Origin of the sequence: Massilia suwonensis (genome assembly GCF_042655665.1) — a bacterium.
In the GTDB taxonomy this organism is placed as follows: domain Bacteria; phylum Pseudomonadota; class Gammaproteobacteria; order Burkholderiales; family Burkholderiaceae_D; genus Telluria; species Telluria suwonensis.
Genome location: NZ_JBHSMR010000013.1, coordinates 164732 through 190488, shown reverse-complemented (window position 1 = coordinate 190488; position 25757 = coordinate 164732). Strand labels below are relative to the sequence as shown.

The 25757-nt window shown below is 66.8% G+C and carries 22 protein-coding genes and 1 pseudogene; 9 read left to right on the top strand and 14 right to left on the bottom strand.

Annotation, left to right across the window (positions count from 1 at the left end; translation table 11 throughout):
• The first annotated feature begins 104 nt into the window (after positions 1-104).
• Together ACFPQ5_RS08765 and pepA are read left to right on the top strand one after the other, a co-directional pair.
• Positions 105-830, top strand: coding sequence for an ABC transporter substrate-binding protein (locus tag ACFPQ5_RS08765; protein ID WP_379753681.1), 726 nt, complete (start codon positions 105-107; stop codon positions 828-830).
• A 177-nt stretch (positions 831-1007) separates the two neighbouring features.
• A complete protein-coding gene (gene pepA, locus ACFPQ5_RS08760; RefSeq protein ID WP_379753678.1) occupies positions 1008-1850 on the top strand; it encodes a flocculation-associated PEP-CTERM protein PepA in 843 nt (280 codons plus the stop codon).
• A gap of 34 nt (positions 1851-1884) precedes the next feature.
• On the opposite strand, the gene ACFPQ5_RS08755 is transcribed toward pepA, so the two are convergent.
• The 11 genes from ACFPQ5_RS08755 to ACFPQ5_RS08705 all read right to left on the bottom strand — a co-directional run bounded on the left by ACFPQ5_RS08755 (position 1885) and on the right by ACFPQ5_RS08705 (position 13083).
• On the bottom strand, positions 1885-2442 hold the full coding sequence (locus ACFPQ5_RS08755; RefSeq protein WP_379753675.1) for a 3-hydroxyacyl-CoA dehydrogenase NAD-binding domain-containing protein: 558 nt from the start codon (positions 2440-2442) through the stop codon (positions 1885-1887).
• Between the two features lie 71 nt (positions 2443-2513).
• Positions 2514-4091, bottom strand: a complete 1578-nt coding sequence (locus ACFPQ5_RS08750) for an isocitrate lyase (protein WP_379753672.1) — start codon at positions 4089-4091, stop codon at positions 2514-2516.
• Positions 4092-4389: 298 nt separating this feature from the next.
• Entirely contained in the window at positions 4390-5307 is a 918-nt protein-coding gene (gene lhpI / locus ACFPQ5_RS08745; protein ID WP_379753669.1) for a bifunctional Delta(1)-pyrroline-2-carboxylate/Delta(1)-piperideine-2-carboxylate reductase, read from the bottom strand.
• 65 nt (positions 5308-5372) lie between these two features.
• A complete protein-coding gene (locus ACFPQ5_RS08740) occupies positions 5373-6605 on the bottom strand; it encodes a gallate dioxygenase (RefSeq protein WP_379753666.1) in 1233 nt (410 codons plus the stop codon).
• 14 nt (positions 6606-6619) lie between these two features.
• Positions 6620-7039 carry a nuclear transport factor 2 family protein gene (locus ACFPQ5_RS08735; RefSeq protein ID WP_379753663.1) on the bottom strand — a complete coding sequence of 140 codons (420 nt, stop codon included), beginning with the start codon at positions 7037-7039 and terminating at the stop codon, positions 6620-6622.
• Positions 7036-7740 (bottom strand): alpha/beta fold hydrolase, encoded by a 705-nt coding sequence (locus ACFPQ5_RS08730; protein WP_379753660.1) that lies wholly within the window; start codon positions 7738-7740, stop codon positions 7036-7038. The genes ACFPQ5_RS08735 and ACFPQ5_RS08730 overlap by 4 nt, the downstream gene beginning before the upstream one ends.
• 15 nt (positions 7741-7755) lie before the next feature.
• Complete coding sequence (locus ACFPQ5_RS08725) at positions 7756-8919, bottom strand: ABC transporter substrate-binding protein (protein ID WP_379753657.1); 1164 nt, start codon at positions 8917-8919, stop codon at positions 7756-7758.
• A gap of 152 nt (positions 8920-9071) precedes the next feature.
• A complete protein-coding gene (locus ACFPQ5_RS08720) occupies positions 9072-10175 on the bottom strand; it encodes a porin (RefSeq protein ID WP_379753655.1) in 1104 nt (367 codons plus the stop codon).
• A 43-nt stretch (positions 10176-10218) separates the two neighbouring features.
• Entirely contained in the window at positions 10219-10902 is a 684-nt protein-coding gene (ligK, locus tag ACFPQ5_RS08715; RefSeq protein WP_379760044.1) for a 4-carboxy-4-hydroxy-2-oxoadipate aldolase/oxaloacetate decarboxylase, read from the bottom strand.
• Between the two features lie 16 nt (positions 10903-10918).
• Positions 10919-11944, bottom strand: a complete 1026-nt coding sequence (locus ACFPQ5_RS08710; protein ID WP_379760042.1) for an amidohydrolase family protein — start codon at positions 11942-11944, stop codon at positions 10919-10921.
• Positions 11945-11973: 29 nt separating this feature from the next.
• Positions 11974-13083 carry a 4-oxalomesaconate tautomerase gene (locus ACFPQ5_RS08705; protein ID WP_379753652.1) on the bottom strand — a complete coding sequence of 370 codons (1110 nt, stop codon included), beginning with the start codon at positions 13081-13083 and terminating at the stop codon, positions 11974-11976.
• Between the two features lie 117 nt (positions 13084-13200).
• Between ACFPQ5_RS08705 and ACFPQ5_RS08700 the strand changes: the two genes are divergently transcribed.
• The 5 genes and pseudogenes from ACFPQ5_RS08700 (at position 13201) to ACFPQ5_RS08680 (ending at position 19470) form a co-directional block, all read left to right on the top strand.
• Entirely contained in the window at positions 13201-14421 is a 1221-nt protein-coding gene (locus ACFPQ5_RS08700) for a LysR family transcriptional regulator (RefSeq protein WP_379753649.1), read from the top strand.
• A 186-nt stretch (positions 14422-14607) separates the two neighbouring features.
• Complete coding sequence (locus tag ACFPQ5_RS08695) at positions 14608-15942, top strand: MFS transporter (RefSeq protein ID WP_379753647.1); 1335 nt, start codon at positions 14608-14610, stop codon at positions 15940-15942.
• Positions 15943-15958: 16 nt separating this feature from the next.
• On the top strand, positions 15959-17263 hold the full coding sequence (locus tag ACFPQ5_RS08690; RefSeq protein WP_379753644.1) for a gallate dioxygenase: 1305 nt from the start codon (positions 15959-15961) through the stop codon (positions 17261-17263).
• A 99-nt stretch (positions 17264-17362) separates the two neighbouring features.
• Positions 17363-19045, top strand: a pseudogene (locus ACFPQ5_RS08685) (tannase/feruloyl esterase family alpha/beta hydrolase).
• 104 nt (positions 19046-19149) lie between these two features.
• Positions 19150-19470 carry an EthD family reductase gene (locus tag ACFPQ5_RS08680; protein WP_379753641.1) on the top strand — a complete coding sequence of 107 codons (321 nt, stop codon included), beginning with the start codon at positions 19150-19152 and terminating at the stop codon, positions 19468-19470.
• Between the two features lie 24 nt (positions 19471-19494).
• On the opposite strand, the gene ACFPQ5_RS08675 is transcribed toward ACFPQ5_RS08680, so the two are convergent.
• Positions 19495-20238, bottom strand: a complete 744-nt coding sequence (locus tag ACFPQ5_RS08675) for an oxygen-binding di-iron domain-containing protein (protein ID WP_379753639.1) — start codon at positions 20236-20238, stop codon at positions 19495-19497.
• A 119-nt stretch (positions 20239-20357) separates the two neighbouring features.
• On the opposite strand from ACFPQ5_RS08675, the gene ACFPQ5_RS08670 reads away from it, so the two are divergent.
• Entirely contained in the window at positions 20358-21215 is an 858-nt protein-coding gene (locus ACFPQ5_RS08670; protein ID WP_379753636.1) for an alpha/beta fold hydrolase, read from the top strand.
• 67 nt (positions 21216-21282) lie between these two features.
• Here ACFPQ5_RS08670 and ACFPQ5_RS08665 read toward each other — a convergent pair whose 3' ends face one another.
• Both ACFPQ5_RS08665 and garD read right to left on the bottom strand, forming a co-directional pair.
• Positions 21283-22644, bottom strand: a complete 1362-nt coding sequence (locus tag ACFPQ5_RS08665) for an MFS transporter (RefSeq protein WP_379753633.1) — start codon at positions 22642-22644, stop codon at positions 21283-21285.
• Positions 22645-22801: 157 nt separating this feature from the next.
• Positions 22802-24343: a galactarate dehydratase gene (garD, locus tag ACFPQ5_RS08660; RefSeq protein ID WP_379760040.1), complete on the bottom strand. Its 1542-nt coding sequence runs from the start codon at positions 24341-24343 to the stop codon at positions 22802-22804.
• Positions 24344-24655: 312 nt separating this feature from the next.
• Here garD and ACFPQ5_RS08655 point away from each other — a divergent pair, with 312 nt between their 5' ends.
• On the top strand, positions 24656-25723 hold the full coding sequence (locus ACFPQ5_RS08655; protein ID WP_379753630.1) for a LacI family DNA-binding transcriptional regulator: 1068 nt from the start codon (positions 24656-24658) through the stop codon (positions 25721-25723).
• Positions 25724-25757: the final 34 nt, after the last annotated feature.

The window sequence follows — 25757 nt, the reverse complement described above, 5'->3', positions numbered from 1 at the left end:
CGCCATTCGCGGCGCATACGGCCCGGGCAATGCTATCCTCGGGCTGGCCCTCCCTGGCCATCCTGCGGGCCAGGGTCTCACCAACACCTTACGCCGGGATCGCCATGCACTCATCCATCCAGTCCTCCTTCACTCCCACCGGCAAGCTGCGCGCCTCGATCAACCTCGGCAACCCGATCCTCGCCTACCGCGACGCGCAAGGCCAGGCCGCGGGCGTCTCCGTCGACCTGGCGACCGAATTCGCCAAACGGCTGGGCGTTGAACTGGAACTGGTGTTGGTGGACGCCGCCGGCAAGTCGGTGGACGTGGTGGTGGCCGAAGACGCCGACATCGGTTTCTTCGCGATCGACCCGGTCCGCGGCGAACACATCGCCTTCACCGCGGCCTATGTGCTGATCGAGGGCTGCTACCTGGTGAAGGAAGACTCGCCGATCCGCAGCAACGAAGAAGTGGACATGAGCGCCAACCGCGTCGTGGTCGGCAAGGGCAGCGCCTACGACCTGTACCTGACGCGCACGCTTCAGCACGCGCAGATCGTGCGCTCGCCGACCTCGCCCACGGTGGTCGACACCTTCCTGGCGGCAGGCGCGGAAGTCGCGGCCGGCGTCAAGCAGCAGCTGGAACATGATGCGCGCCGCCACGGCGGCCTGCGCCTGCTGGGTGAGCGCTTCATGGTGATCCAGCAGGCGATGGGCGTGCCGAAGAGCCGGGGGGCCGAGGCGGCGGCGTTCCTGGCGCGGTTCGTCGAGGAGATGAAGGCGTCGGGCTTCGTCGCGCAGGCCTTGCAGCTGCACGGGATCGAAGGGGCGTCGGTGGCGCCGGCGGCGTAAGGAGGCGATAGCGGAACGCCGCCATGCGGCTTGCACGCATTCCTGTCGGATTTGCTTACATCCCATGTCGACAGCCCTCAGGGTGTCATACAGGTGCTTGATTTTTCACAATATTGCATATTTGGCATGATCCTTGCTGAGCCGAAGGGGCCATCAACCACCCCGACGACGACAGCCATGACCCTTCTGAAAAATTTCGCCCTCGCCGCACTCCTTTCCACTGCCGCAGCAGGCGCCGCCAATGCCGGCACCGTGCTCGCCGACTGGATCTTCAACCCGCTCGGGGGCGGCTACGAAAGCGGGCAGATGGTCAACGAATGGCTCGACGTCAACGGCAACAGCTTCATCCAGGCCAGTGCCGCGGGCGGCAACGGCTTCTCGTTCCGCGAACATGCCGTCTTCAACGTCGTCCAGGCCGACAGCAATGGACGTCTGTTCCCGATCACTTTCCCGGGCGCGAATATCACGGGCATCTTCGACGCCAGCGGAGTCGGACAATACGGCGGTTCGATCAACTATGCGGGCGGCACGCTGCGCTTGTACCAGAATCCTGTGAATCACCAGTACGGCACCGAAGCCGGCTACTACGGCGCGAACCTGGGGCGCGAAATTGCCCGCTTCGAGGTCTACGGCGGCGGCGGCCGGGTCGATGCCCAGGGCATGGCGATCAACCGCGGCCAGTTGCTCCTGCTGGCCGCGCCGGTCGGCGGCCTGGACGAGCGCTATTTTGCCCTGGCCGACGGCGCACGCCTGTCGCCGAACACCCGTCTCGCCCTGAGCTTCACCAATGCCAACACGATCGCCTCCCCGCATGACACCCTGGTGAACGAAGTGGCCTGCCAGTTCGCCGGCTTTACGGGCCCGGGCTGCGGCGGCGGCGATTTCGCCAACGACCCGGGCAACTACTTCGTCAGCAGCAACGGACAATTCAGGCTGGTCGATATTCCGGAGCCGGGTTCGCTGGCCTTGTTCGGCATTGCCATGCTGGGCGTTGCCGCGGCGCGGCGCAAGCGCGCCTGACGCTCAGGCATACCTGGCTGGCGCGCCGTCCGTTTCAGCGGCGCGCGGCAGCCGGCGCGTGCAGCCGGCGCGCCAGCGCACCCACGGTGGCCAGGGTCGGGTCGGACGTGTCCCTGCCCGGCACCAGCTCCCAGACCTGCGCGCGATCGACCCGCAGGCCAAGTACCTCGCCGTGGCGGCGGGTAGCGCCGGCCAGGCGGTCGACGCCGGCGCCGGCAGCTGCCGTCGCCAGGATCGCGCCGGGTTTCGTGGTCTGGTCGAGCCGCCGGAACAGCGCCTCCCCGCCCTCCGTTTCGCTTGCGTCGACGACGAGGTCGGCATCCTTCAGGTGATGGAAGTTGATCGTCCCCGCCAGCAGCGCCAGGCGGCTGTCATGCGTGTCCGTCCAAGCCGAACGGATCTGCGCAAGTCCCGCGCCCAGCGCCGCCGCGTCGGCTTCGTAGAAGGTGACCGGAACGCCGGCGTCCAGCAACTGGATGGCGATGCCGATACCGGTGCTGCTTGCGCCGACGATGCCGACGCGGCCAACGGTGCGTGCCTCGAGTCCGGCCGATGCGGGCAGGTGTTGGAGTTCGTGCTGCATATTGCTCATCTGGTTTCCTCGCTGGGTCGAACGGTCGATAAAAAAGGCCCGCTCCCGCGGGCCCGTGAACGGCCCTTGGCTTAGAACTGGTTCATCGTATTGGCCGCACCGGAGGCCTTCAGCGCCGCTTCGCCGCTGAAGTATTCCTTGTGGTCGTCGCCGATGTCCGAGCCCGACATGTTCTGGTGCTTGACGCAGGCGATGCCCTCGCGGATCTCCTTGCGCTGCACGCCGGCCACGTAGCCCAGCATGCCCTGCTCGCCGAAGTATTCCTTGGCCAGGTTGTCGGTCGAGAGCGCGGCCGTGTGGTAGGTCGGCAGCGTGATCAGGTGGTGGAAGATGCCCGCTTCGCGCGCCGCGTCGGCCTGGAAGGTGCGGATGCGTTCGTCGGCTTCGCGCGCCAGCTCCGAGTCGTCGTATTCCGCGCTCATCAGCTGCGAACGCTCGTAGCGCGAGACGTCGGCGCCCTCGCCCTTCATGCTGTCGTACACCTGCTGGCGGAAGTTCAGGGTCCAGTTGAAGGACGGGCTGTTGTTGTAGACCAGCTTGGCGTTCGGGATGGCCTTGCGGATTTCGTTCACCATGCCGCCGATCTGGGCGATGTGCGGTTTCTCGGTTTCGATCCACAGCAGGTCGGCGCCGTTCTGCAGCGAGGTGATGCAGTCGAGGACGCAGCGCGCTTCGCCGGTGCCTTCGCGGAACTGGAACAGGTTGCTCGGCAGGCGCTTCGGACGCAGCAGCTTGCCGTCGCGCTTGATGACGACGTCGCCGTTGCCCAGCGCCCTTGAATCGACTTCCTCGCAATCGAGGAAGCTGTTGTACTGGTCGCCCAGGTCGCCCGGCTCGCGGGTGTAGGCGATCTGCTTGGTGAGACCCGCGCCGAGCGAATCGGTACGGGCGACGATGATGCCGTCGTCCACGCCGAGCTCGAGGAAGGCGTAGCGCACGGCGCGGATCTTGGCCAGGAAGTCCTCGTGCGGCACGGTGACCTTGCCGTCCTGGTGGCCGCACTGCTTCTCGTCCGAGACCTGGTTCTCGATCTGGATGCAGCAGGCGCCCGCTTCGATCATCTGCTTGGCCATCAGGTAGGTCGCTTCGGCGTTGCCGAAGCCGGCGTCGATGTCGGCGATGATCGGCACCACGTGGGTGACGAAGTTGTCGATCTTGTCCTGGATGGCGGCGCGCGCCGGACCTTCGGCCGCATCGAGCTGGCGGAACAGGCCGCCCAGTTCGCGGGCATCGGCCTGGCGCAGGAAGGTGTAGAGCTCGCGGATCAGCGAAGCGACCGCGGTCTTCTCGTGCATCGACTGGTCCGGCAGCGGGCCAAACTCCGAGCGCAGCGCGGCGACCATCCACCCCGACAGGTAGAGGTAGCGGCGTTCGGTCGTCTGGAAGTGCTTTTTAATCGAGATCATCTTCTGCTGGCCGATGAAACCGTGCCAGCAGCCCAGCGACTGCGTGTACTGCGAGGGGTCGGCATCGTAGGCGGCCATGTCGCGGCGCATGATGGCGGCGGTGTAGCGGGCGATGTCGAGGCCCGTCTGGAAGCGGTTCTGGGCACGCATGCGCGCCGCCGATTCCGGGTTGATCGCGTGCCAGCCTGCTTGCTTGTCTTTCAGGGCGGTGATGGACTGGATATCGTTCTGGTACTGGGACATGATGACACTCCATTTAATAGATGACTCGAAAGCGCTCGTATCGCTGCCCGGTTCGTGCTACCCGCCGGGCCGCGATCGGATGAGTCCATCATAAGGCCAGTACAGCTGCGAATCTTCTGTCTTATATAAGAGTTGTCAAAACTTTTTTACGTTCAGGATCAATGGCTTATAGCGACCGTTTCGCCATACGGGAAGGCCTTTTGCGAAACGGGAAAAGTCGGAGGGATTGATGAGGCGCAAATTTCACGATATGGAACGAAGTTCATCCGTGTGAAAAATGCCGGGAAATCCGGACCGCTTACCGGCGCGCGAGCGTACGCAGCGCCACCCGCGCGGCGGCCAGGTCCCAGGCCGCGGTACCAACACTCTTGAATACGGCGGGCCGGCTTTCATCGACCGGACCGCGCAGCAGCGCGCCCAGCGACTTCACCCGCGGCCAGTCGACGCCGGCGCGCAGCAGGTCGCCGGCTTCGTGGCGGGCGCCGGCCGGATCGTCCGCATACAGCTCGCTGCCGTGCAGAAGCGCCGCGCCCAGCTCCGCCATCTCCGGCTTGAAGGCGCCGACGCCGACCACCAGGCGCCCGGGCCGCGGCGCCGCGTCGTATACAGGCTCGGTGCTGGTCGTAAGCGTCACTACCGCGTCCATGTCGGGGGCCGAGGCGTCGAGAGGACGCAGCTGTTTGTGTTCCTCGCAAAAGCGCAGCGCGGCTTGCGCCGTGCGTCCTTGGATCCAGATCTGGGCCTGCGGATGCAGCGCCTGCAAGGCCTGCACGTGATAGCGGGCCTGGGTGCCGGTACCGATCAGCAGCACATGGCGCGGCGGCTGCGGCAGCAGGCGGCGCATCGCCAGCAGCGTGACGGCGGCGGTGCGGCGGCCGGTGACTTCCGGGCCGTCGAGCACGCAGAGGATGCGGCCCGTCGCCGCGTCGCACACGGTGACGGCGCCGTGGATGGTGGGCAGGCCGAGACGGCCGTTCCCCGGATGGACGTTGACCAGCTTGTGGATGCCGATGTCATCGGCCGTCGCCGGCATGCTGAGCATGACCGCGCCTGCGCCCAGGGGCACCACCAGGCGCTCCGGGCTGCGGATGGCGCCGGCCTCGAGCTCTCCCGCAGCGAGGGCGAGCGCGTCGACCAGTTCGGCGAAATCGAGCAAGGCGGCGGTCTGCGCGCGGTCGTGGACGTGGATGGCGGTTGTGGGCTGGTTCTCGGTCATGGTCGTTTCCTGGAAGGCGGCGATCCGTCCATGATGAGCCCTTGTTGCGATCGATGCAACACGCCTCACGCCGATTCCGGCACCCTCCTCGTCTTCAGGAAGTCCTCCAGGGTCTCGCCGCGCATCTTCGCGTACACCTGCAGGTTCGACATCTTCTGCACGCGCGCGAACTTCTCGAGCACGAAGAAGCTCACGCCATACTGCACGAGCCCCAGCCAATCCTGGCGCCGCACGAGATCGCGCTCCTCCTCGCTCAGGCGCAGCTCCCCGAAGGCCGCGTCCAGGTCGCGCACCACCAGTTCGCGGAAGGCCGGCTCGCGGTGGCGCCAGAAGAAGCGGTTCAGGTTCAGGGCCTTGACGCTGTGTTCGACGTCGAAGGCATAGGTGCCGTCGATCTCCTCGATCCCGGCCAGCTGCTCGTTCGAGCGCGCCTTCGGCGGGCTTGGGGGCGGTCCGCTGCCCTCGACCTGCTCGTAGATCGCCACGGCCATGTTGGTGGTCGTCGCCAGGTAGTGGTTCTGGTGGATGCAGGCGATCTGCTCCGTCAGCGCGCCGCGCATCGCCATCCACATGATCACCTCGACGCTCTCGGCGCCGCCGCGCCGCACCAGGTCGGCGTGGGTCATGGCCGCCAGCGCCTGCGGCTCCTCGACGAAGAGGCGCAGGAATTCCTCGTCCCACTCGACGTCGTTGAAGCCCGTGCGTTCGCCGTGGATCTGGTGCGACAGGCCGCCGGTGCCGACGATGACGACCTTCAGGTCTTCCGGGAAGGACTCGACCGCCCGCCGCACGGCCTGGCCCAGCTTGTAGCAACGCTTTGCGGTGGGCAGCGGATACTGCAGGACGTTGATCGCGATCGGCAGGATCGCGCCCGGCCAGGCCGGCTCGTGCGGCCACATCAGGCCCAGGGGCGAGTTGCAGCCGTGGTCCAGCGGCCGGTCCTGGAACACGGCCATGTCGAATTCCTCGTTGACGAGGCAATCGGTGACGTGGCGCGCCAGTGCGGCGTGCCCGAGGATGCCGGGCAGCGGACGCTTGCCCGCGCCCTCGTCGGCCATGTCGAATTCCGGCGACACGCCGATCGCGAAGGTCGGGTAGCAATCGAAGAAGAAGCTGTTCGCATGGTCGTTGTAGAAGAACAGCAGCAGGTCCGGCTGCTTCTCTTCCAGCCAGGCGGCGACCGGCTTGTAGCCTTCGAACAGCGGCGCCCAGGCCGGATCGTCCTGGCGCTTCCTGTCGTAGGCCAGGCCGATGGTGGGAACGTGGGAGGTACCGATACCTCCGATAATCTTGGCCATAGCGATCTCTCTCTTTAAATCCAGAACATGCCGCGCCGTTCGGCGAACTGCCAGCCCTGCGGCGTCAGGCGGAAGCGGTCGCGGAAGACGCCCGGGACCGCTGGTTTTTGCTCGGACGGCAGCGCGCCGGCTTCGAGCGGACGGGCGGCCGACAGCAGCAGGATGCGCGATTGGGCCTGCGCCGTTTCGCCATCCTGCACCTCGACCAGGATGTCGCTGGTCACGTGGAAGGTGATGGTCTCAAGCGGGCGCTTGCGGAAGGCCTCGAGGATGGCGGCGCGGCCGGCGATGCCCTGCTGCGGCGCCGACGGCCGGTACAGCACGGCGTCATCGGTGAACAGCGCCGCCAGCTCGTCGAAGCGGCGCTCGTCGTTGAGGTAGGCGTAGCGCACGATCAGGTCGGTGCAGGCCTGGCGAATGAAGGTTTCGTTCATATGGATGCTCCCAGCCAGGCGCGCAGCGCGCTTGTCACCGCCGCGGGCTGCTCCATCGGCGACATGTGGCCGCAGTCGTCGACCAGGCGTACCTGCGGCCGCCCCGGAATCAGCGCGGCCATGCGTTCGTGCCGCTCCGGCGGGCTCCAGGCATCCTGCATGCCGCACAGGACCAGGGTCGGGCAAGCCAGGCTGCGCAGCACGCCTGTCGCATCGGGACGGGCGAGCAAGGCGCGCGTCTGGGCCGCGTAGACGGCAGGCGACATGCGCCCTACCATGTCGAACACGGCCTGCACCAATGCCGGGTCGTCGCGGTGGCCTGGCGCCAGCATGGGCAGGCCCCAGGCCGCGGCGATCGAACCGATTCCCTCAAGCCGGGCCTGGTCGACCAGCACCGCGCGCTTGTCGGCTTCGCCCGGCGCCACGGCTTCGTAGCCGGTGTCGAGCAGGGCCAGGCGCTCCACCCGTTCTGGCGCGCGGCGGCAGACTTCGAGCGCGACCCGGCCGCCCATCGAGTGGCCCGCGAGCGCGAAGCTGGCCGGCGCGTCCGCGAGCACGCGTTCGGCCATGGCGGCAAGCGTGTCCTCGCCGTTGCCGAAGCTGATGACGCGCACGTGGTATTCGGGCCGCAGCGCGTTCGCTTGCGCTTCCCAGACCCGCTCGTCACAGAGCAGGCCGCACAGGAGATACAGTGTCTTCATGTCGTTCGTTATTCTTTACTCCACGCCAGGATCGCGCACTTTCTCGATCGTGTCGAATTCGACGTTGTAGACGCCGCCATCGCGCTTTTCCGCCTTGCGGATGTAGACGTTCTGGACGATGTCGCGGGTCTGCGGATCGATGCTGACCGGACCGCGCACGCTGGTCCAGGACTGGCCCTTCATCGCCTCGATCAGCTTGGTGCCGTCGCTGTCGCCCTTGGTCTTCGTGAGCGCGGCGTACAGCAACTGCATGCCGTCATAGCCGCCCACGCCGTGGAAGTTCGGGCGCATGCCGGGGTTGGCCTTGGTGAAGGCGGCGACGTAGGCCTTGTTCTCGGGCGAGGGATGCACCGCCGAATAATGGTGGCTGCTGACCACGCCCAGCGCGGCGTCGCCGATGCTCGGCATCAGGTCGTCGTCGAGCACGTCGCCGGTGGCGATCAGCTTGATGCCGGCCTGCGCCAGGCCGCGGTCGGTGAACTGCTTCATGACGGCGGCGCCCTCGCCCGAGGGCACGAAGACGAAGACCGCATCCGGCTTGGCGTCCTTCACGCGCGCCAGGAAAGGCGCATAGTCCGGGTTGCGCAGCGGGACGCGCAGCGCCTCGACGATCTTGCCGCCGGCCTTGCCGAAGTCCTTCACGAACACCTTCTCGGCGTCGATGCCGGGGCCGTAGTCGGAGACCAGGGTCACCACCGACTTGATGCCGTTCTTCGCCGCCCACTCGGCCATCGGCGCCGTCACCTGGGCCACCGTCAGGCCGGTGCGCACGATGTAGGGCGAGCGCTGCGGGATGATCGAGGTGGCGGCGTTCATGACGATCATCGGCACCCTGGCTTGCGTGGCGATCGGCGCCGCGGCCAGGGCCAGCGGCGTCAGGCCGAAGCCGGCCAGCACCTGCACCTTGTCGCGCGCGACCAGTTCCTGGGCCAGGCGCTTGGTGACGTCGGGCGAGACGCCGCCGTCGTCCTTGAGGATGACCTGGACCTGGCGGCCGGCGACCGTGTTGCCGTTTTTTTGCAGGAAGAGCTTGACGGCGGCGTCGACCTGGCGGCCGGTCGAGGCGAAGGGGCCGGACATGGGGAGGATCAGGCCCACTTTCAGGGGTTCGGCGGCGTGGGCCAGGCCGGCGTAGAGCATGGCGGCGGCGAGCAGGATGGTGCGACGGGTTTGGTTCATGGTATGTCTCCTTTTATTAGTGTAGAAACTCGAACTGACCGTAGGGTGGGCACTCCGTGCCCACGCGTGATACGTAACGGCTCCGATAACGTGCTCGACGATCTCGCCGCCGCGTACCACCGCGTGGGCACGGAGTGCCCACCCTACGCAAATCAGAAGTGATGGCGCAAGCCGGCCATCACACCGTTCTGGGCCATGCCGGCACCGACGCTGCCGCCCGCATCCAGCGCCACCGCCGACGCGCCTTTGTTGTCCATCCGGCCAACCGCGCCATAGACGAAGGTACGCTTGGACATCGCATAGGTCAGGCGCGCCACCAGCATGTTGACGTCGTTCGGCGAATCCTTGGTGTCGCGGCGCGCCACCTGCAGGTCGCCGACGAACGAGCCGAACGGATGGCTCACGCCCAGGTAGTACAGGTTCGATTCCGAATCGCCCACCGTCGCGTTGGCATCGGTGTCGCGCGCGATCACGCCGCCGCCCAGCTTGGTCGGGCCGAACATCACATACGCGTTCACGGTCTTGCGCACGTCGGTGTTGTCGCTGCCGGTCAGGCCGCCGGCGGCGCCGACATTGCCGCGCAGCTGGTCGTAGGAGGCGTTCAGGCCCCAGGCCTTGGTTTCGTAACCGATCAGGCCCGTGACCTGGCGGCAAGCCTTCGAGTCGCCGCCGACTTCGCCGGCGCAGTTGGTCGCTGCAGGACCGCCGGCGTTCGAGGCGTCGCGGCCGAAGCTCCAGGTCGCGCCCAGCACGAAGCCGTTGAAGTTGCCCATATAGCCGATCGCATTGTCGCTGCGCGCGTTCGGCAGGTAAGGATCGATCGAGCCGATCGCGAACAGGTGCGGACCGAGCACGTCGGTCTTGAGGCCGGAGATGTAGGTCATGTTCTGCTGGCGGCCGAGCGTGATCGTGCCCCAGGCGCCCTTGATGCCGACGTTGGCCTGGCGGCCGAACAGGCGCCCGCCCTGCTGCTGGGTGCCGGTATCGAGCGCCAGGCCGTTTTCCAGCACGAAGAAAGCCTGCAGGCCGTTGCCCAGGTCCTCGGTGCCGCGGAAGCCGATGCGCGAGGGGAAGGAGCTGGTCAGCGACGGGACCTTGGTGATCGAATCGCCTGCGCTGTTCACGTTGGTCAGGTGGGCGATGCCGCTGTCGACGATGCCGTAGATCTGGACTGCGGTCTGGGCGTGAGCCGCAGTGCTCAAAGACGCGGCAAGTCCGCACATTAGTGCAACGGCGCTGCAGAGGGCTTTCTTCATCTTATCTCCTGGGTTTATTGTTAGGGGTACTGCCTTGCTCGGTCTAGTCGATATATTTCAGGCCCGCCTGCTCCAAGGCGCCGCGCATGTTGTACATGTCCAGTCCCAGCACGCCGGAAGCAAGCTTCGCGCGCTTCTCGCCTTCCAGGTCCTCGCGCTTCTGGGCCACCTCGGCTACGCGCACCGCGTCGGCGGCCGGCACCACGGCCACGCCGTCGTCGTCGGCCACGATGACATCGCCCGGGTTGACCAGCGCGCCGGCGCAGATCACGGGGATGTTGACCGAGCCGAGCGTCGCCTTGATCGTGCCCTTCGCGCTCACGGCCTTGCTCCACACCGGGAAGCCCATCTCCTTCAGCACGCGCACGTCGCGCACGCCGGCGTCGATGACCAGCGCGCGCGCGCCGCGCGCCATGAAGCTGGTGGCCAGCAGGTCGCCGAAGTAGCCGTCGGTGCATTCGGCGGTAATCGCCGCGACGACGATGTCGCCCGGCTGGATTTGTTCGGCCGCGACGTGCATCATCCAGTTGTCGCCCGGGTGCAGCAGCACCGTCACCGCCGTGCCGCTGACAGCGGCGCCCGGCCAGATCGGCCGCATGTAGGGCTTCAGGAGGCCGACCCGGCCCATCGCCTCGTGCACGGTGGCGCTGCCGAGGCGGCCGAGATGCTCGGCGGCGCCGGCATCGGCGCGCACGATATTGCGCTTCACTACGCCGAGCTGGTTGATCGGGGGCGTGTTCACATTAAAAGCCTTTCTGTTTGAGGGCGGCGTCCAGGCGCGGATAGACGTGGCGCGCATTGCCTTCGAAGATCTGGAAGCGGTCGGCATCCGAGATGTTCGCGGCCTCGACGTAGCGCCTGGTGTCGTCGTAGTAGTGGCCGGTCTCGGGATCGATGCCGCGCACGGCGCCGATCATCTCGGAGGCGAACAGCACGTTCCTGGTCGGGATGACTTTGGTGAGCAGGTCGATGCCTGGCTGGTGGTAGACGCAGGTATCGAAGAAGATGTTGTTCAAGAGGTGCTCGGAGAGCAGCGGCTTCTTCATCTCCTGCGCCAGGCCGCGAAAACGGCCCCAGTGGTAAGGCACGGCGCCGCCGCCATGCGGGATCAGGAACTTCAGGGTCGGGAAGTCCTTGAACAGGTCGCTGGTGAGGCATTGCATAAAGGCCGTGGTGTCCGCGTTCAGGTAGTGCGCGCCGGTGGTGTGGAAGCACGGGTTGCAGCTGGTGCTCACGTGGATCATCGCCGGGATGTCCAGCTCGACCATCTTTTCGTAGATCGGATACCAGTGGCGATCGGACAGCGGCGGCGAGGTATAGTGCCCACCCGACGGGTCCGGGTTCAGGTTGATGCCGACCATGCCGTACTCCCTGACGCAGCGCTCCAGCTCCGGAATGCAGGTCTTCGGATCGACGCCGGGCGACTGCGGCAGCATGGCCGCGCCGATGAAGTGATCGGGGAACAGCGTCGACACGCGGTAACAGAGCTCGTTGCAGATCGCGGCCCAGGTGGCGCTGGTCTCGAAGTTGCCGATGTGGTGGGCCATGAAGCTGGCGCGCGGCGAGAAGATCGTCAGGTCGGAACCGCGCTCCTTCATCAGGCGCAGCTGGTTGGCCTCGATCGATTCGCGCAGCTCGTCGTCGCCGATCTTCAGCTCCGAAGCTGTTGGGCCGAGCGCGGGGGTGTTCAGGTTGGCGATCTGGCGGTTGCGCCAGTCTTCCAGCGCCTTGGGGGCCGTCGTGTAATGGCCGTGGCAGTCGATAATCAGGGGTTTGCGCATGTTGAGTCTCTCTGTTGTCATTCGGGGATCAGGACTTCCCCGCGCATGATGGGCCGCGCCGTGCGCAGCAGCGCCGCGCGCACCACCTTCTGCTGGTCCTGGGCGTCGAGTTCGAGTTCGACGCTGAATTCGCCGGTCGAATGTTGGACCGAAACCGTCTTGCGCAATCCTTCGGGCAGGCGCGCGATCCCTTGCGTGACCGATCCCTCCAGCACGCAGGCCGTCGCCACGGTCACCGCGGCCAGCACGCCGATCGCCTCATGGCAGACGTGGGGAATGAAGCAGCGCGTGGCGACGCTGCCGCCGGCGTCCGGGGGCGCGACCAGGCACATCTTCGGATAGCTCTTGTTGGCTACGTCGCCCAGACCCATCAGCGGCCCGCAGGCCAGGCGCAGCGCCTCGATGCGCGCGCGCAGGGCCGTGTCCCCGTTCAGCTGGTCGACGCTCTCATAGCCGGTGACCCCGAAGTCTGCCGCGCGCACGATCACCATCGGCATGCCGTTGTCGATCAGGGTCGCCTGCACCGTGAACGGTTCTGCGCCGCCGACCGCGATCTCGTCGCGCACCCGGCCGCTGGGCAGCAGCGCGGGGCAGACCGAACCGGCGGTGTCGAGGAAGTTGATCGTGATCGGCGCGGCCGTTCCCGGCACGCCGTCGATGCGGGCCTCGCCCGTGTATTGCAGGCGTCCACCGGGCGTGAGGACGGTGACGTCGCACTGCATGCCCGTGTTCAGGGTCAGGATGCGCGCCGTGGTCGTGCCCTCGGCCGCCGGCAGCAGGCCGCGCTCCAGCGCGAAAGGCAGCACTGCGGCCAGCATGTTGCCGCAGTTGGGCGTGACGTCCACCGTCTCCTTCTCGGGCTGGAGCTGGGCGAACAGGAAGTCGAGGTCGACGCCGGGCGTGGTGCTGCGGCGCACGATGCCGACCTTGCTGGTGAGCGGATGCGCCCCGCCAAGGCCGTCGATCTGGCGGCGGTCGGGCGAGCCCATCGCCGCCAGCAGCAGGCGATCGCGTTCGTCGGTGTCGAGCGGCAGGTCGGATTCGAGGAAGAAAGGGCCACGCGAGGTGCCACCGCGCATCAGGATGCAGGGAACGGGACGCAAGTCGGAAATGAGGTCGGTAGCCATGGACGTATCCGCAAGGGAGTTGATAAGGTCAAGTATCTGGCCTTGCCTTCCCGGCGTGGTTGCTTTCTGGGCAATCGAGTGTTCTAATTTTCTTATTATCCTCACGAAAAAGCGGCCATGACCGAACTCAGCCTCAGACACCTGCACGCCTTCCGCGTGGTCGCCGCGACCGGCGGCATCCGCCGCTCCTCGAGCTCCCTGTTCCGGGCCTCGTCGGCGGTGACGCGTTCGGTCGCGACGCTGGAAGGGCAGCTGGCCGTGCAGCTGTTCGAACGCAAGGGCAGCGGCATGCTGGCCACCGCCGCCGGCGAAACCGTGCGCCTGCGCGCCGACCGAATCGACGCCGAGCTGCAGGCGGTGCGCGACGACGCCCTGCGCTTTCAAGACCGGCACGGGCGCAAGGTGGGCGGCATCGAAGCCCTGCTCAACGAACGGCGCCTGCAGGCCGCCACCCTGCTGGCCGAGATGCACCACATGCCGACCGTGGCGCATGCGATGGGGACCTCGCAGTCGGCCGTCAGCCAGGCGGTGGCGCGCCTGGAAGACATGCTGGGCCAGCCGCTGTTCCTGCGCACCGCCCACGGCATGCTGCCGACCGACGCCGGCCGGCGCTGGGTCGAGCGCTTCGGACGGGTGCTGGCCGAACTGCGCCACATCCCGGAAGACATCGCCGCCCTGGCCGGCGTGGTGCAGGGAACGGTGACGATCGGCGCCCTGCCGCTGGCGCGCACCCGCCTGCTGCCGCTGGCGATCGCCTCCGTCCTGCAGCGCCACCCGCGCCTGCAGGTCAGCTCGCTGGAGAGTCCATATGGCGAGCTCACCGCGGGCCTTCTGGGCGGACGCATCGACTTCATCGTCGGCGCCCTGCGCAGCAACCCCGGCGACGCCTTCAGCGCCGAGCCCCTGTTCGAGGACAAGGCGGCCCTGGTGGCGCGCGCCGGCCATCCGCTGGCGCGCAAGAAGAAGCTGACACTGGCGGACCTGGAAGGCTATCCCTGGGTGCTGTCGCGGCCCGGGGCGCCGCTGCGCGAGTCGCTGGTGCAGTTCTTCGAGCGCCAGGGCATGGCGCCGCCGCAGCCGACGGTGGAGACGGGCGACCTGGCCCTGCTGCGCGGCCTCCTGATGTCGAGCGACATGCTGACCGTGCTCTCCGCGCACCAGCTGCACTATGAAGTCGCGACCGGCCAGTTGGCCGTGCTGCCTTTCGAGATGCCGGGCCTGGAGCGCTCGATCGGGGTCATGACGCGCAAGGGCACGCACCTGGCGCCGGGTGCGCGCGCCCTGATCGACGAGCTGGAAACGATCGCCACAGGCTGGCGCCGGAGCACCCCGAAATAAAAGTCCGATAAGCAGATAGCAACGCTCACCCAGCCAATAGCAATACTTGGGGAGGACGAAAAACCTATACTCCGCATGCGGTATCACCGAAAGGCATAGCCGATATTCAGTGCGGCGCGGCCACTCGAGCTACTTGTACCAGCCGGCGCACGCACCATGATATCCCCGGTTCGCATAGGAGACATAATGAATACAGTACACACCCTGGATGTGCGCGAGCACATCAACACCCGTCCGATGAGCGCCTACCAATGGCTCTTGCTGGTCCTCTGCTTCCTCATCATCACCACCGACGGCATCGATGTCGCCATCATGGGCTTCCTGGCGCCGGCGATCACCAAAGAATGGGGCATCTCGCGCGCCGCCTTCGGCGTGGTCATGAGCGCCGCCCCGGTCGGCCTGGCCATCGGCGCCCTCCTCATCGGCCCGCTCTCGGACCGCTACGGCCGCAAGAAGCTGCTGATGGCGGCGGTGGCCTGGTTCGGCAGCTTCAGCCTGCTGTGCGCGCTGGCCGACAACGTCTACACGCTATCCATCCTGCGCTTCCTGACCGGCCTCGGCCTGGGCGCGGCGATGCCGAACACGACCACCCTGCTGTCCGAATACATCCCGGAGAAGTCGCGCGGCACCCTGCTGGCCATCATGTTCACCGGCTTTAACCTGGGCTCGGCCCTGGTCGGCTTCGGCGCCGCTGCCATCCTGCCCGACTACGGCTGGCGCAGCGTGCTGGTCGCCGGCGGCCTGATTCCGTTGGCCTGCCTGCCCTTCTACCTGTGGCTGGTGCCGGAGTCGGCCCGCTTCCTGGTGGTGCGCGGGTACCCGGCCGAGCGCATCGCCCGTACGCTGCGCCGCGTGGTCGGCTCGCAGGTGACAGGCGCTACCCGCTTCACGGTGAGCGAACAGACCGTCCAGGCCGGCGCCCCGACCGCGGCCCTGCTTTCGCCGGCCTTCCGCAAGATGACCCTGTCGCTCTGGGCCACCTACTTCATGGGCCTGATGGTGATCTACCTGCTCAGCGGCTGGCTGCCGACCATGATCAAGGACGCCGGCCTGCCGATCGAGCGCGCCGCCAGCATCACCGCCCTGTTCCAGCTGGGCGGCACCGTGGGCGCCCTGTTCGTCGGCTACCTGATGGACCGCTGGACCCCGAACAAGGTGATCGCGTTCGCTTATGCCGCCGGCGCCGTGTTCATCCTGTTCCTGGCCTCGGGCTCGGCGGGCACCTCGCTGTTCGCCGCCTTCGTGCTGCTCGCCGGCTTCTGCATGAGCGGCGCCCAGACCGGCCTGAACGCTTTTGCGCCGGGCTGCTACCCGACCGCGGTGCGCGCCACGGGCGTCAGCTGGATGCAGGGCATGGGCCGCTTCGGCAGCATCTTCGGCTCCTTTGCCGGCGGCGTGATGCTGTCGATGGACTGGGGCTTCGCCGCCGTGATCGCGATCCTCGCCATCCCGGCCGCCATCGCGGCGCTCTCCATCGCGTTCGCCCGCTTCGCGCCGCGCCCGGCCGTCGCCGCCGCTTGAATACCAGGGAATCATCATGGCCAACATCATCGGCGCGATCGCCTCTTCACACACCCCGACCATCGGCTTCGCGCTGGACGCGAACAAGCAGGACGACGCCGTCTGGGCGCCGATCTTCGCCGCCTTCGAGCCGGTCAGGGAATGGCTGGCGCAAAGGAAGCCCGACGTTCTCCTGATGATCTACAACGATCACGTCACGTCCTTCTTCTTCGACCATTACTCGGCCTTTGCGCTCGGCATCGGCGACCGCTACCGGGTCGCCGACGAGGGCGGCGGCGCGCGCGAGCTGCCGCCGGTCGCCGGCCACGCGGGCCTGGCGCGCCACATCGGGCAGTCGCTGATGGCCGACGAATTCGACATGTCCTTCTTCCAGGACAAACCGCTCGACCATGGCTGCTTTTCGCCGCTGTCGGTCATGTGGCCGCATGCCGAAGGGGCCTGGCCGGGTGCCATCGTGCCGCTGCAGTGCGGCGTGCTGCAGTTTCCCGTGCCTTCGGCGCGGCGCTGCTTCAAGCTGGGCCAGGGCCTGCGCCGCGCGATCGAGAGCTACCCGGAAGACCTGAACGTCGCCATCGTCGCCACCGGCGGCCTGTCGCACCAGGTCCACGGCGAGCGCTGTGGCTTCAACAACACGAGCTGGGACCAGCAGTTCCTCGACCTGTTCGAGAAGGATCCGGAAATCCTGCTGAACATGACCCAGGCCGATTTCGCGCGCCTGGGCGGCTGGGAAAGCGCCGAGATCGTGATGTGGATGGTGATGCGCGGCGCCATGCCGGCGAAGATCGCCTGCCTGCACCGCGAGTACTACCTGCCCTCGATGACGGGCATCGCGGTGGCGCTGTACGAGAGCGAAGTCGCCGCCGATCCAGGCCTGAACGCGGCCGCGCGCGAGCAGCACCGCCGCCACATGGCGCACCAGACCGCGGGCGCCGAAGAACTGGAAGGCACCTATCCATTCACCCTGCAGCGCAGCGTCGAGGGCTACCGCATCAACAAGTACCTGCACCAGCTGATCGACCCGGCCTTCCGTGCGCGCTTCCTGGCCGAACCGGACACGACCTACGAGGAAGCCGGCCTGCTGCCGCAGGAACGCGACATGATCGCGCGGCGCGACTGGCAGGCGCTGATCCGCTACGGCGTGATCTTCTTCCTGCTTGAAAAGCTGGGCGCCGTGGTCGGCGTGTCGAACCTGCACATCTACGCCGCCATGCGCGGCCAGTCGCTGGAAGACTTCCAGAAGACGCGCAACACCAGGGCCTTGTACTCGGTCGCCGGCAGCGCGGCGTCGAACGCGGCCGACTGGAACAAGCAGAAGTCGTAAGCAGCAATCCCGCAGTGCCACCCCGACAGAACGCCCCTCCGCCCGGAGGGGTGCTGCTCCCGGCATGTCCGTTCAAATGAAAACCACAGGAGACGAAGCATGCACCAACGCTACCATTCGGGCACCCTCGCCCTCGCCATCGCCACCCTTTGCGGCACTGCCGCCGCCGCACCGGCATCGAGTGCCAAAGCCGCCCCGGCCTGCGCCACCCTGGCCGGCATGAGCATTCCCGCATCCCGGATCGGGCTGCCGACCCGCGGCGCGACCGTCAATGCGGCGGTGCAGACCGCCGACGTCGACAGCGCCGGCGCCGCGCGCGACTACTGCAAGCTCACGGGCGTGATCCATCCGGTCGATCCGAACGCGGCGCCGATCCGCTTCCAGGTCAACCTGCCGTCGCGCTGGAACGAGCGCGCCCTGCAAATGGGCGGCGGCGGCACCGACGGCACGGTGGTCACGGGCCTGGGCAGCTACGTGGGCCAGCCGGCCACCCAGCCGACGGCGCTGGCGTAGGGCTTCGTCACCCTGGGCAGCGATTCCGGCCACAACGCCGACAACGATCCGCCCTTCGACACCCACTTCGCCCTGAACCAGGAACAGCTCCTCAACTTCGGCCAGCTGCAGGTCAAGAAGACCCTCGACGCGGCCCAGGCCATCATGAAGGCCTATTACCGCAAGAAGCCGCGCTACGTCTACTTTGCCGGCGGCTCGCAGGGCGGGGACGAGGCTTTTGACGCCGCCCAGCGCTACCCGAAGGACTACGACGGCGTAATCGCGCAGTACCCGGCCTACAACATCATCAACATGCACCTCGGCTCGCAGGCCCAGGCGCAGGCGGTATATGGCAGGCAGTCCGGCGTGCCGAGCGCATCGTGGATCAACCCGGCAAAGGTAGCGACCCTGGTGAAAGCGGTCGCCGGCACCTGCGACCGGCTCGACGGCGTCGAGGACGGCATCATCGCCAACGTCCAGGCCTGCAACCAGGCGTTTACCATCGACACCGTGAAGTCGACCCTGCGCTGCCCGGATGGCCGCGATACGGGCGACAGCTGCCTGTCCGACGCCCAGATCGGCGCGGTGGCGAAGATCGCCTCGCCGGTACAGTTCCACTTCGCCTTCGCCAGCGGCTCGAACAGCTACCCGCGCTGGCCGATCCTGGAAGGCGCGACCTTCCTCAACAACCACCTGGGCCGCACGAATACGGCCCAGAATCCGCCGGTCGTGCCCTTCGACCCCGTCAACGGTTCGGCTTTCCAGCTGCTGCCGGCCAGCGGCACGATCAAGGGGATCATCACGCGCGACTTCGCCACCGATCCGCTGGCGTTTGACGCGGACGCCTGGGTGCCGCGCATCCGCCAGGTGTCAGGCTGGATGGAGGCGGCCAGCACCAATCTCGATCGCTTCCGCCGCCACGGCGGCAAGATGCTGATGACCCACGGGACCATCGACGACTCGATCTCGCCGCACAATACGATCGCCTATTACCGCAAGCTGGTGGCCGACAACGGCCAGGCCAATGTGGACGACTTCGTACGCTTCTACCTGATCCCGGGCTTCGGCCACGGCGACGGCATCTTCCGCGCGCGCTGGGATTCCCTGGCGGCGCTGCAGGCCTGGGTCGAGCACGGCCGCGCGCCGCGCGACCTGGTCGCCAGCGACGGCAACGTCGGGACGCCAGGCGCGGGCCGTACCCGGCCGCTGTGCGAGTATCCGGCCTACCCGCAGTACAGGGGCCGTGGCGACGTGAATGCAGCGAGCAGTTACCGCTGCGCCCAGCCTTGATGCGAGGCGGGTAGACAAACGCAAAAACGCAACGCGGCGCTTGCCAGACGCCGCGCGTCGGGGCAGGATGCTTGCACCATCCCTCACACAACAGGAGACAGACGATGATCAAGGTAAGCGTGATGTATCCGAATGGCCCCGACGCCCGTTTCGACGATGCCTATTATTGCGAGCGGCACATGCCGATGGTGAAGCGGCTGATGGGAGACACCTGTAAGTACTACACGGTCGACAGGGCACTGTCCAGCGGCGTGCCGGATTCAAATACGCCTTATATCGCGATGGCGCACCTGTACTGCGATTCGCTCGACGCCTTCCAGGCGGGATTCGGTCCGCATACGAAGGAGATCATGGCCGACATCCCGAACTACACCAACCAGAAACCGGTGATTCAGGTCAGCGAGGTGCTGGTCGACGCGCCCTGAAGACGCCAGCCGGCGCGCTGGGCTTTACGCCGTCCGCGCCGGTTGGCCGACCAGTCTTTCTCCCAAGGCCCGCAGCAGCGCCGCGCCGTCCCCCCTCCAGGCGCTGCCGTGCATGCAGGCCAGCGTCGTCGGCGCTTCGACTGCCAGGTGTTCGATCAGCTGCCGGGTGTTGGTCGAGTGCGAAAAATAGTCCATGGGCTGGCGGAAGGCTTCGCTGTTGTCCAGGATGTCCTGCGTGGTCAGCGCCGCCGCGCCGGTGCCGCCCTGGGTGAACAGGTCGCCGCAGAACAGCGTGCGGCTCATGGTATCCATCAGAAAGCCGGTCTCCCAGCCGTGCGGCAGGTGCGGCGCGTCGAGCCATTTCACCGAGCGCCGGCCCAGGCTGAGTTCCGCCCCATCGGCCAGCGCCATGGCCGGCCGGTCCGCGACATCGTTCACTGACACCATCGCGGCCACCCGGCTGCACAAGGGCACGGCCTGCGGCGCCGCCGCCAGCCACTCGTTCAGTGAACCGCATTCGTCCGCCTCGAAATGGGACAAGGCGAGAAAGCGCAGGCGCTCGGCCGGCATCACGTGCTCGACGGCTTCGCGCACCAGCGGGAACATCCTGCGCGGACCCGTGTGAAACAGCGGCGGCTGCTCGTCCACGACCAGGTACTGGTTGAACGAGAACCCGCCCGGTATCAGGCTCACGGGCGTATTGATCCGGTAGACGCCGTCGGCGATCTCCTCGACGTTCGTCCCGGCGGACACATTGGTAATGGCCATGGCAGCTCCATGCAAGGCAGTTCGGTTCGGGTTTGACCCTGGATGGCGGCCGATTACTGCACCGGCCAGGGCACCGGTTTTGCTACACTAACGCCCCCTGCCAAGATGAGGACTCATGCGTGACCGCACGAACCCATACGGCGCCCGACGCCGCCTCCGGCTTGGCGTTCGCCGCCATCCCGTCCGGGATCCGGATTCCCTATACGGACACCGGCTCCGGAGAAGCCCTGCTGTTCGTCCACGGCTCGCTGTGCGACTACCGCTACTGGAGCGTCCAGGTCGCCGCCCTGTCCAGACATGTCCGTTGCATCTCCGTCAGCCTCAGCCACTACTGGCCGGCCGGCGAAGCGGGCCTGGCGCGTCCGTTCGGCTGGCAGTCGCACGCCGCCGAACTCGCCGGGTTCATTACCGCGCTGGACCTCGGTCCGGTGCACCTGGTCGGGCATTCGCGCGGGGGCTGCGTCGCCTTCCAGCTGGCGCGCGCCTGTCCGCAGCTCGTCAAGACGCTGACGCTGGCCGATCCTGGCGGCCCCTTGCACATCGACGGCCAGGCGGAGGCCGCCTTGCCGCCGGAGACGATCGCCCTGCGCGCCCGGGTCGCCGAGCTGATCGAGGACGGCGCCTTCGAGGCGGGCCTGGAGATGTTCGTCGATTCCGTCAGCATGCCCGGCATCTGGCGCAGGAGTTCGCCTAGCTTTCGCACGATGGCGCTGGACAACGCCGCCACGCTGCCGAAGCAGTTCCGCGATCCGCTGCCGGCCTATACGCGCGCCGATGCGGCCGGCGTGCAGTGCCCGACCTTGCTGATCGAGGGAGAACGGAGTCCGCGCATGTACCGCGACAACGTAGAATGGCTGGCGCAGTGGATCACGCGCGCCGAGCGGCAGACCATCGCCGGCGCCTCGCATGGCATGAACATGACGCATCCGGGGAGCTTCAACCGGCTGGTGCGCGGTTTCGTCGCCGCGGGCGCCTGAGACCGCGGCTGTCACGGCATGCCTGTCGCGCGCAGGACCGCTTCACGGCTACGGACGCATCGGTCGGCTACTTCACCAGCGACTTCACCAGGGTCACGCGTTTGATGTCGCCCACGATAAACAGGTAGCTGAAGATCGCGACCGCCGCGTTGGCGCCGACGTACACCAGGGCGCCGGCGAACGAACCGGTTCCCTGCACGATGTAGCCGATGACGATCGGGGTGGTGATGCCGGCCACGTTGCCGAACATGTTGAACAACGCGCCACTCAATCCGCCCGCCTCCTTCGGCGAGGTATCCGCCACCACGGCCCAGCCCAACGCGCCGACGCCCTTGCCGAAGAATGCCAGCGCCATCACGGCGACGACCAGCATGTCGGTCTCGATGTAGTTACAGGCGACCATGCTCATCGACAGCAGCATGCCGGTCACGATCGGTGCCTTGCGCGACACCGACAGCGAGTAGCCGGCCCTGGCCAGGCGGTCCGAGACGTAGCCGCCGGTGATCCCGCCGAGGAAACCGGCGATCGCAGGCAGCGACGCGACGAAGCCGGCCTTCAGGATCGTCATGTGGCGCTCCTGCACCAGGTAGACCGGGAACCAGGTGAGGAAGAAATAGGTCAGCGTGTTGATGCAGTACTGGCCGATGTACACGCCCAGTAGCATGCGGTTGGACAGGAGTTCCTTGAAGCAGGCCAGCGTGTCGACGGCCGGCGCCGCGGCGCCGCGTTTGGCGCCGTCCAGGTCGACCAGTGCGCCGCCCGCCTCGATGTATTTCAGCTCGCTGTCGCTGACGGTCGGGTGATCCTTCGGGCCATAGATCGTCTTGAGCCAGACGAAGGCCATCGCGATGCCCAGCGCGCCCATCACGTAGAAAACGCTCTGCCAGCCGAACGAATGCACCAGCCAGCCCATGATCGGCGCGAACAGCACGGTAGCGAAGTACTGGGCCGAGTTGAACAGCGCCGAGGCGAGGCCGCGTTCGTGGGTCGGGAACCAGGCCGAGGTGATGCGGCTGTTGCCGGGGAAGGAAGGCGCCTCCGCCGCGCCGACCACGAAGCGCAGCGCGAACAGCGCGGCCACGGCGGCGCCGCCGGTCAGGAAGCCGATCGCGCCGGTCACCATGGTGAACAGGGACCACAGGAAGATGGCGAAGAAGTAGGTCATCTTCGAACCGAAGCGGTCCAGCAGCCAGCCGCCGGGAAGCTGGGCCAGCACGTAGGACCAGCTGAAGGCCGAAAAGACGAAGCCCATTTCGACCGCGCTCAGGCCGAAGACCTTGCGCAGCTCGGGACCCGCGATCGAGATCGAGGCGCGGTCCGCGTAGTTGATGGTGGTGATGATGAAGAGGATCGCAAGAATCGTCCAGCGCGTGCGCGTTGCGGTTTTGGACGTGGCGATAGGCATGCCGGTGGCTGTCGTCTGCTGCATGATGTCTCCTGATGTCGTACTGTTTTTTTTGCTGTCGATGCCCCGTCCTCGCGGGCGGGGAAATCCTGTTTGCGCTGCGCGCACCTCGCGTGCAGCGTCCCGATCGGATCGTCTGGCGGGTACCGGTCTTGTCGCCGGTCTTGCCCGCAAGCGGAAATCAGGTCACCGGCGCCGGATTGAAGAGCGCCAGCGCGTTGTGCAGGCGCCAGTGCTCGGCCCAGGTCTTCTTGCGGCCGCTCGCGACGTCGAGCAGGTAGTGGAACAGCTCCCAGCCCACGTCCGCGATCGTCGCTTCGCCTGTGGCGATACGGCCGGCGTTAATGTCCATCAGGTCATGCCAGCGGCGCGCCAGGTCGTCGCGCGTGGCGACCTTCACCACGGGTACGGCGGCCAGGCCGTAGGGGGTGCCGCGGCCGGTCGTGAACACGTGCATGTTCATGCCCGCCGCCAGCTGCAGGGTGCCGCAGATGAAATCGCTGGCCGGCGTGGCCGCGTAGATCAGGCCCTTTTGCTGCAGCTTTTCGCCCGGCGACAAAACGCCCGAGATCGGCGCGGTGCCGGACTTGATGATCGAGCCCATGGCCTTTTCGGTGATGTTGGCCAGGCCGCCCTTCTTGTTGCCCGGCGTGGTGTTGGCGCTGCGGTCGGCGCCGCCCCGGCGCAGGTATTCGTCGTACCAGGCCATCTCGCGGATCATCGCCTGGGCGACTTCCTCGTCGGCGGCGCGGCGGGTCAGCTGGTCGATGCCGTCACGGACTTCGGTCACTTCCGAGAACATCACCGCCGCGCCGGCCCGCACCAACAGGTCGCTGGCGAAACCGACGGCCGGATTGGCCGTCACGCCGGAGAACGCATCGCTGCCGCCGCACTGCACGCCGACGACCAGTTCCGACGCCGGCACGGTCTCGCGGCGGCGCTTGTCGAGTTCCGCAAGGTGGGCCTCGGCGGTGCGCATGATGGAATCGATCATGTCGCCGAAGCCGACGTGGGCGGCGTCCTGCAGGCAGACCACGTCGACGTCCTGGGCGCCGCGGATCGGAATCGAGCCCGTCGGGAACAGGCGGCCGGGCTGCAGCTTCTCGCAGCCCAGGCTGACGACCATCGCGCGCCCGCCGAAGTTGGGGTTCTTCGCGATGTTGCGCAGCGTGCGAATCGGGATCTCGGCGCCCGGCGCATCGATCGCGACCCCGCAGCCATAGACGTGCTCGAGGGCCACCACGCCGTCGACGTTCGGATACTTCGGCAGCAGCTCTTCCTTGATCCGCTTGACGGCAAAGTCGACCACGCCCGACACGCACTGGACGGTCTGGCTGATCGCCAGCAGGTTGCGGGTGCCGACCGAACCGTCCGGGTTGCGGAAACCCTCGAAGGTGTAGCCCTCCAGCGGCGGCCGGGGTTCCAGCTTGCCGTCGGCGCGCGGCAGGTCGTCCAGGGCGCGCGCCGCCGGCATGCCGACGAGCGATTCCTCGATCCACGTACCCTGCGCGATCGGCTGCAGCGCATAACCGATGGTCACGTTATACCGGAGGATCGCTTCGCCCTGCGCGATGTCGCGGAGTGCGACCTTGTGCCCTTCCGGCACGCGCGTCTTCAGGGTCAGTCCGTCGGAAAAGACCGTGCCTTCCGGCAGGCCACCGCCATTGACGACGATCGCGACATTGTCCTTGTCGTGCATACGGATGGTGCGAGGGATGTTCATCATGTTCTTCCTGTATTTCGGGTTCTTGCCGCCAGTGATTGCGCAATCATTTCACGATTTTGGAGAGATTCGCATTGTTCTCCACGGAGAATTACTCGCGTTCATCTCAGCACCGCTAGAAATGATACCGCAATCATTTGCTCGGTAAAAATTTGGCCGATCCTGGCCAGCCAATCCTGCCGCAGTGCAATCCGGAGTTTGTCACCATGCCGAGCGTGACGCTTGGTATGATACCGCAATCATCGACGAAAGCAAGCATGAATCTTCCTGTATCCCAGCCTTACACATCTGCAGCAAACAAGAGGCAAGCGAATGCATGACCCGTTCGAAACCGAAGACGATCTACTCCTGCCGGACGCCGAAGGAGCAGCCGAGCGGCCGCGCAGCATCACGCTCAAGGACGTCGCGCGACTGGCGGGTCTCTCCCCGATTACCGTATCGCGGGCTCTGCACAACCCCAAGCTCGTGAAGCCCGACACGATCGCGCGCGTAAAAGAGGCGGCGGCGGCGATGGGCTATATCCCGAACATGCTCGCCGGCAGCCTGACAACGAAGCGCAGCCAGCTGATCGCCGCCGTCGTGCCCCAGCTCTCGAACTCGATGTTCGCGGAAACGGTGCAAGGCCTGAACGACGAACTGTCGGCGCACGGCTACCAGTTGCTGCTCTCCCTGTCGAATTACTCGCGCCAGAAAGAGGAAGACCTGCTGACGGCGATCCTCAGCCGCCAGCCGGACGGCGTCGTCCTCACCGGCATCACCCACCATCCCGCGGTACGCAAGAAGTTGCTGGCCACGGGCATCCCGGTCGTCGAGACCTGGGACCTGACGCCCTCCCCCATCGACATCGCCATCGGCTTTTCGCAGGAACGGATCGGCGAGCAGGTCGCGCAGTATTTGCTGGGTAAAGGATATAAACGGTTTGCCTCGATTTGCGCCCGCGACGAGCGCGCCATCCGGCGCCGCGAGGCGCTGGAAGCAGAGCTGGCGCGGCACGATATCGCTCCCCTGGCCACGCACCTGGCGACGCCGCCGACCACGCTGAACCTGGGCCGCGAAGCCTTGCGGGCGATCCTCGCCGCGGGCCATGCTCCGGAAGTCATCGTGTGCAGTTCGGACGTACTGGCCCAGGGGGCGCTCATCGAGGCGACGGTGCAAGGCATCTCCGTGCCGGACCAGCTGGGCATCATGGGCTTCGGAGACTTCGATTTTTCGGCGCACACGCACCCGCCCCTCTCCTCGGTCCATATCGACAAGCGCGCCATCGGCGTCCAGGCAGCCCGGTCCCTGATCGCCAGGATCGAAGGCAAGGCCTTGAGGGAGAAGGTCATCGACGTGGGCTTCCGTCTGATCGAGCGCGGGACGACGAGGACGATCGTTTGAGGACCCGCGCTGCGCCAGCCGCGATCATTGCCCG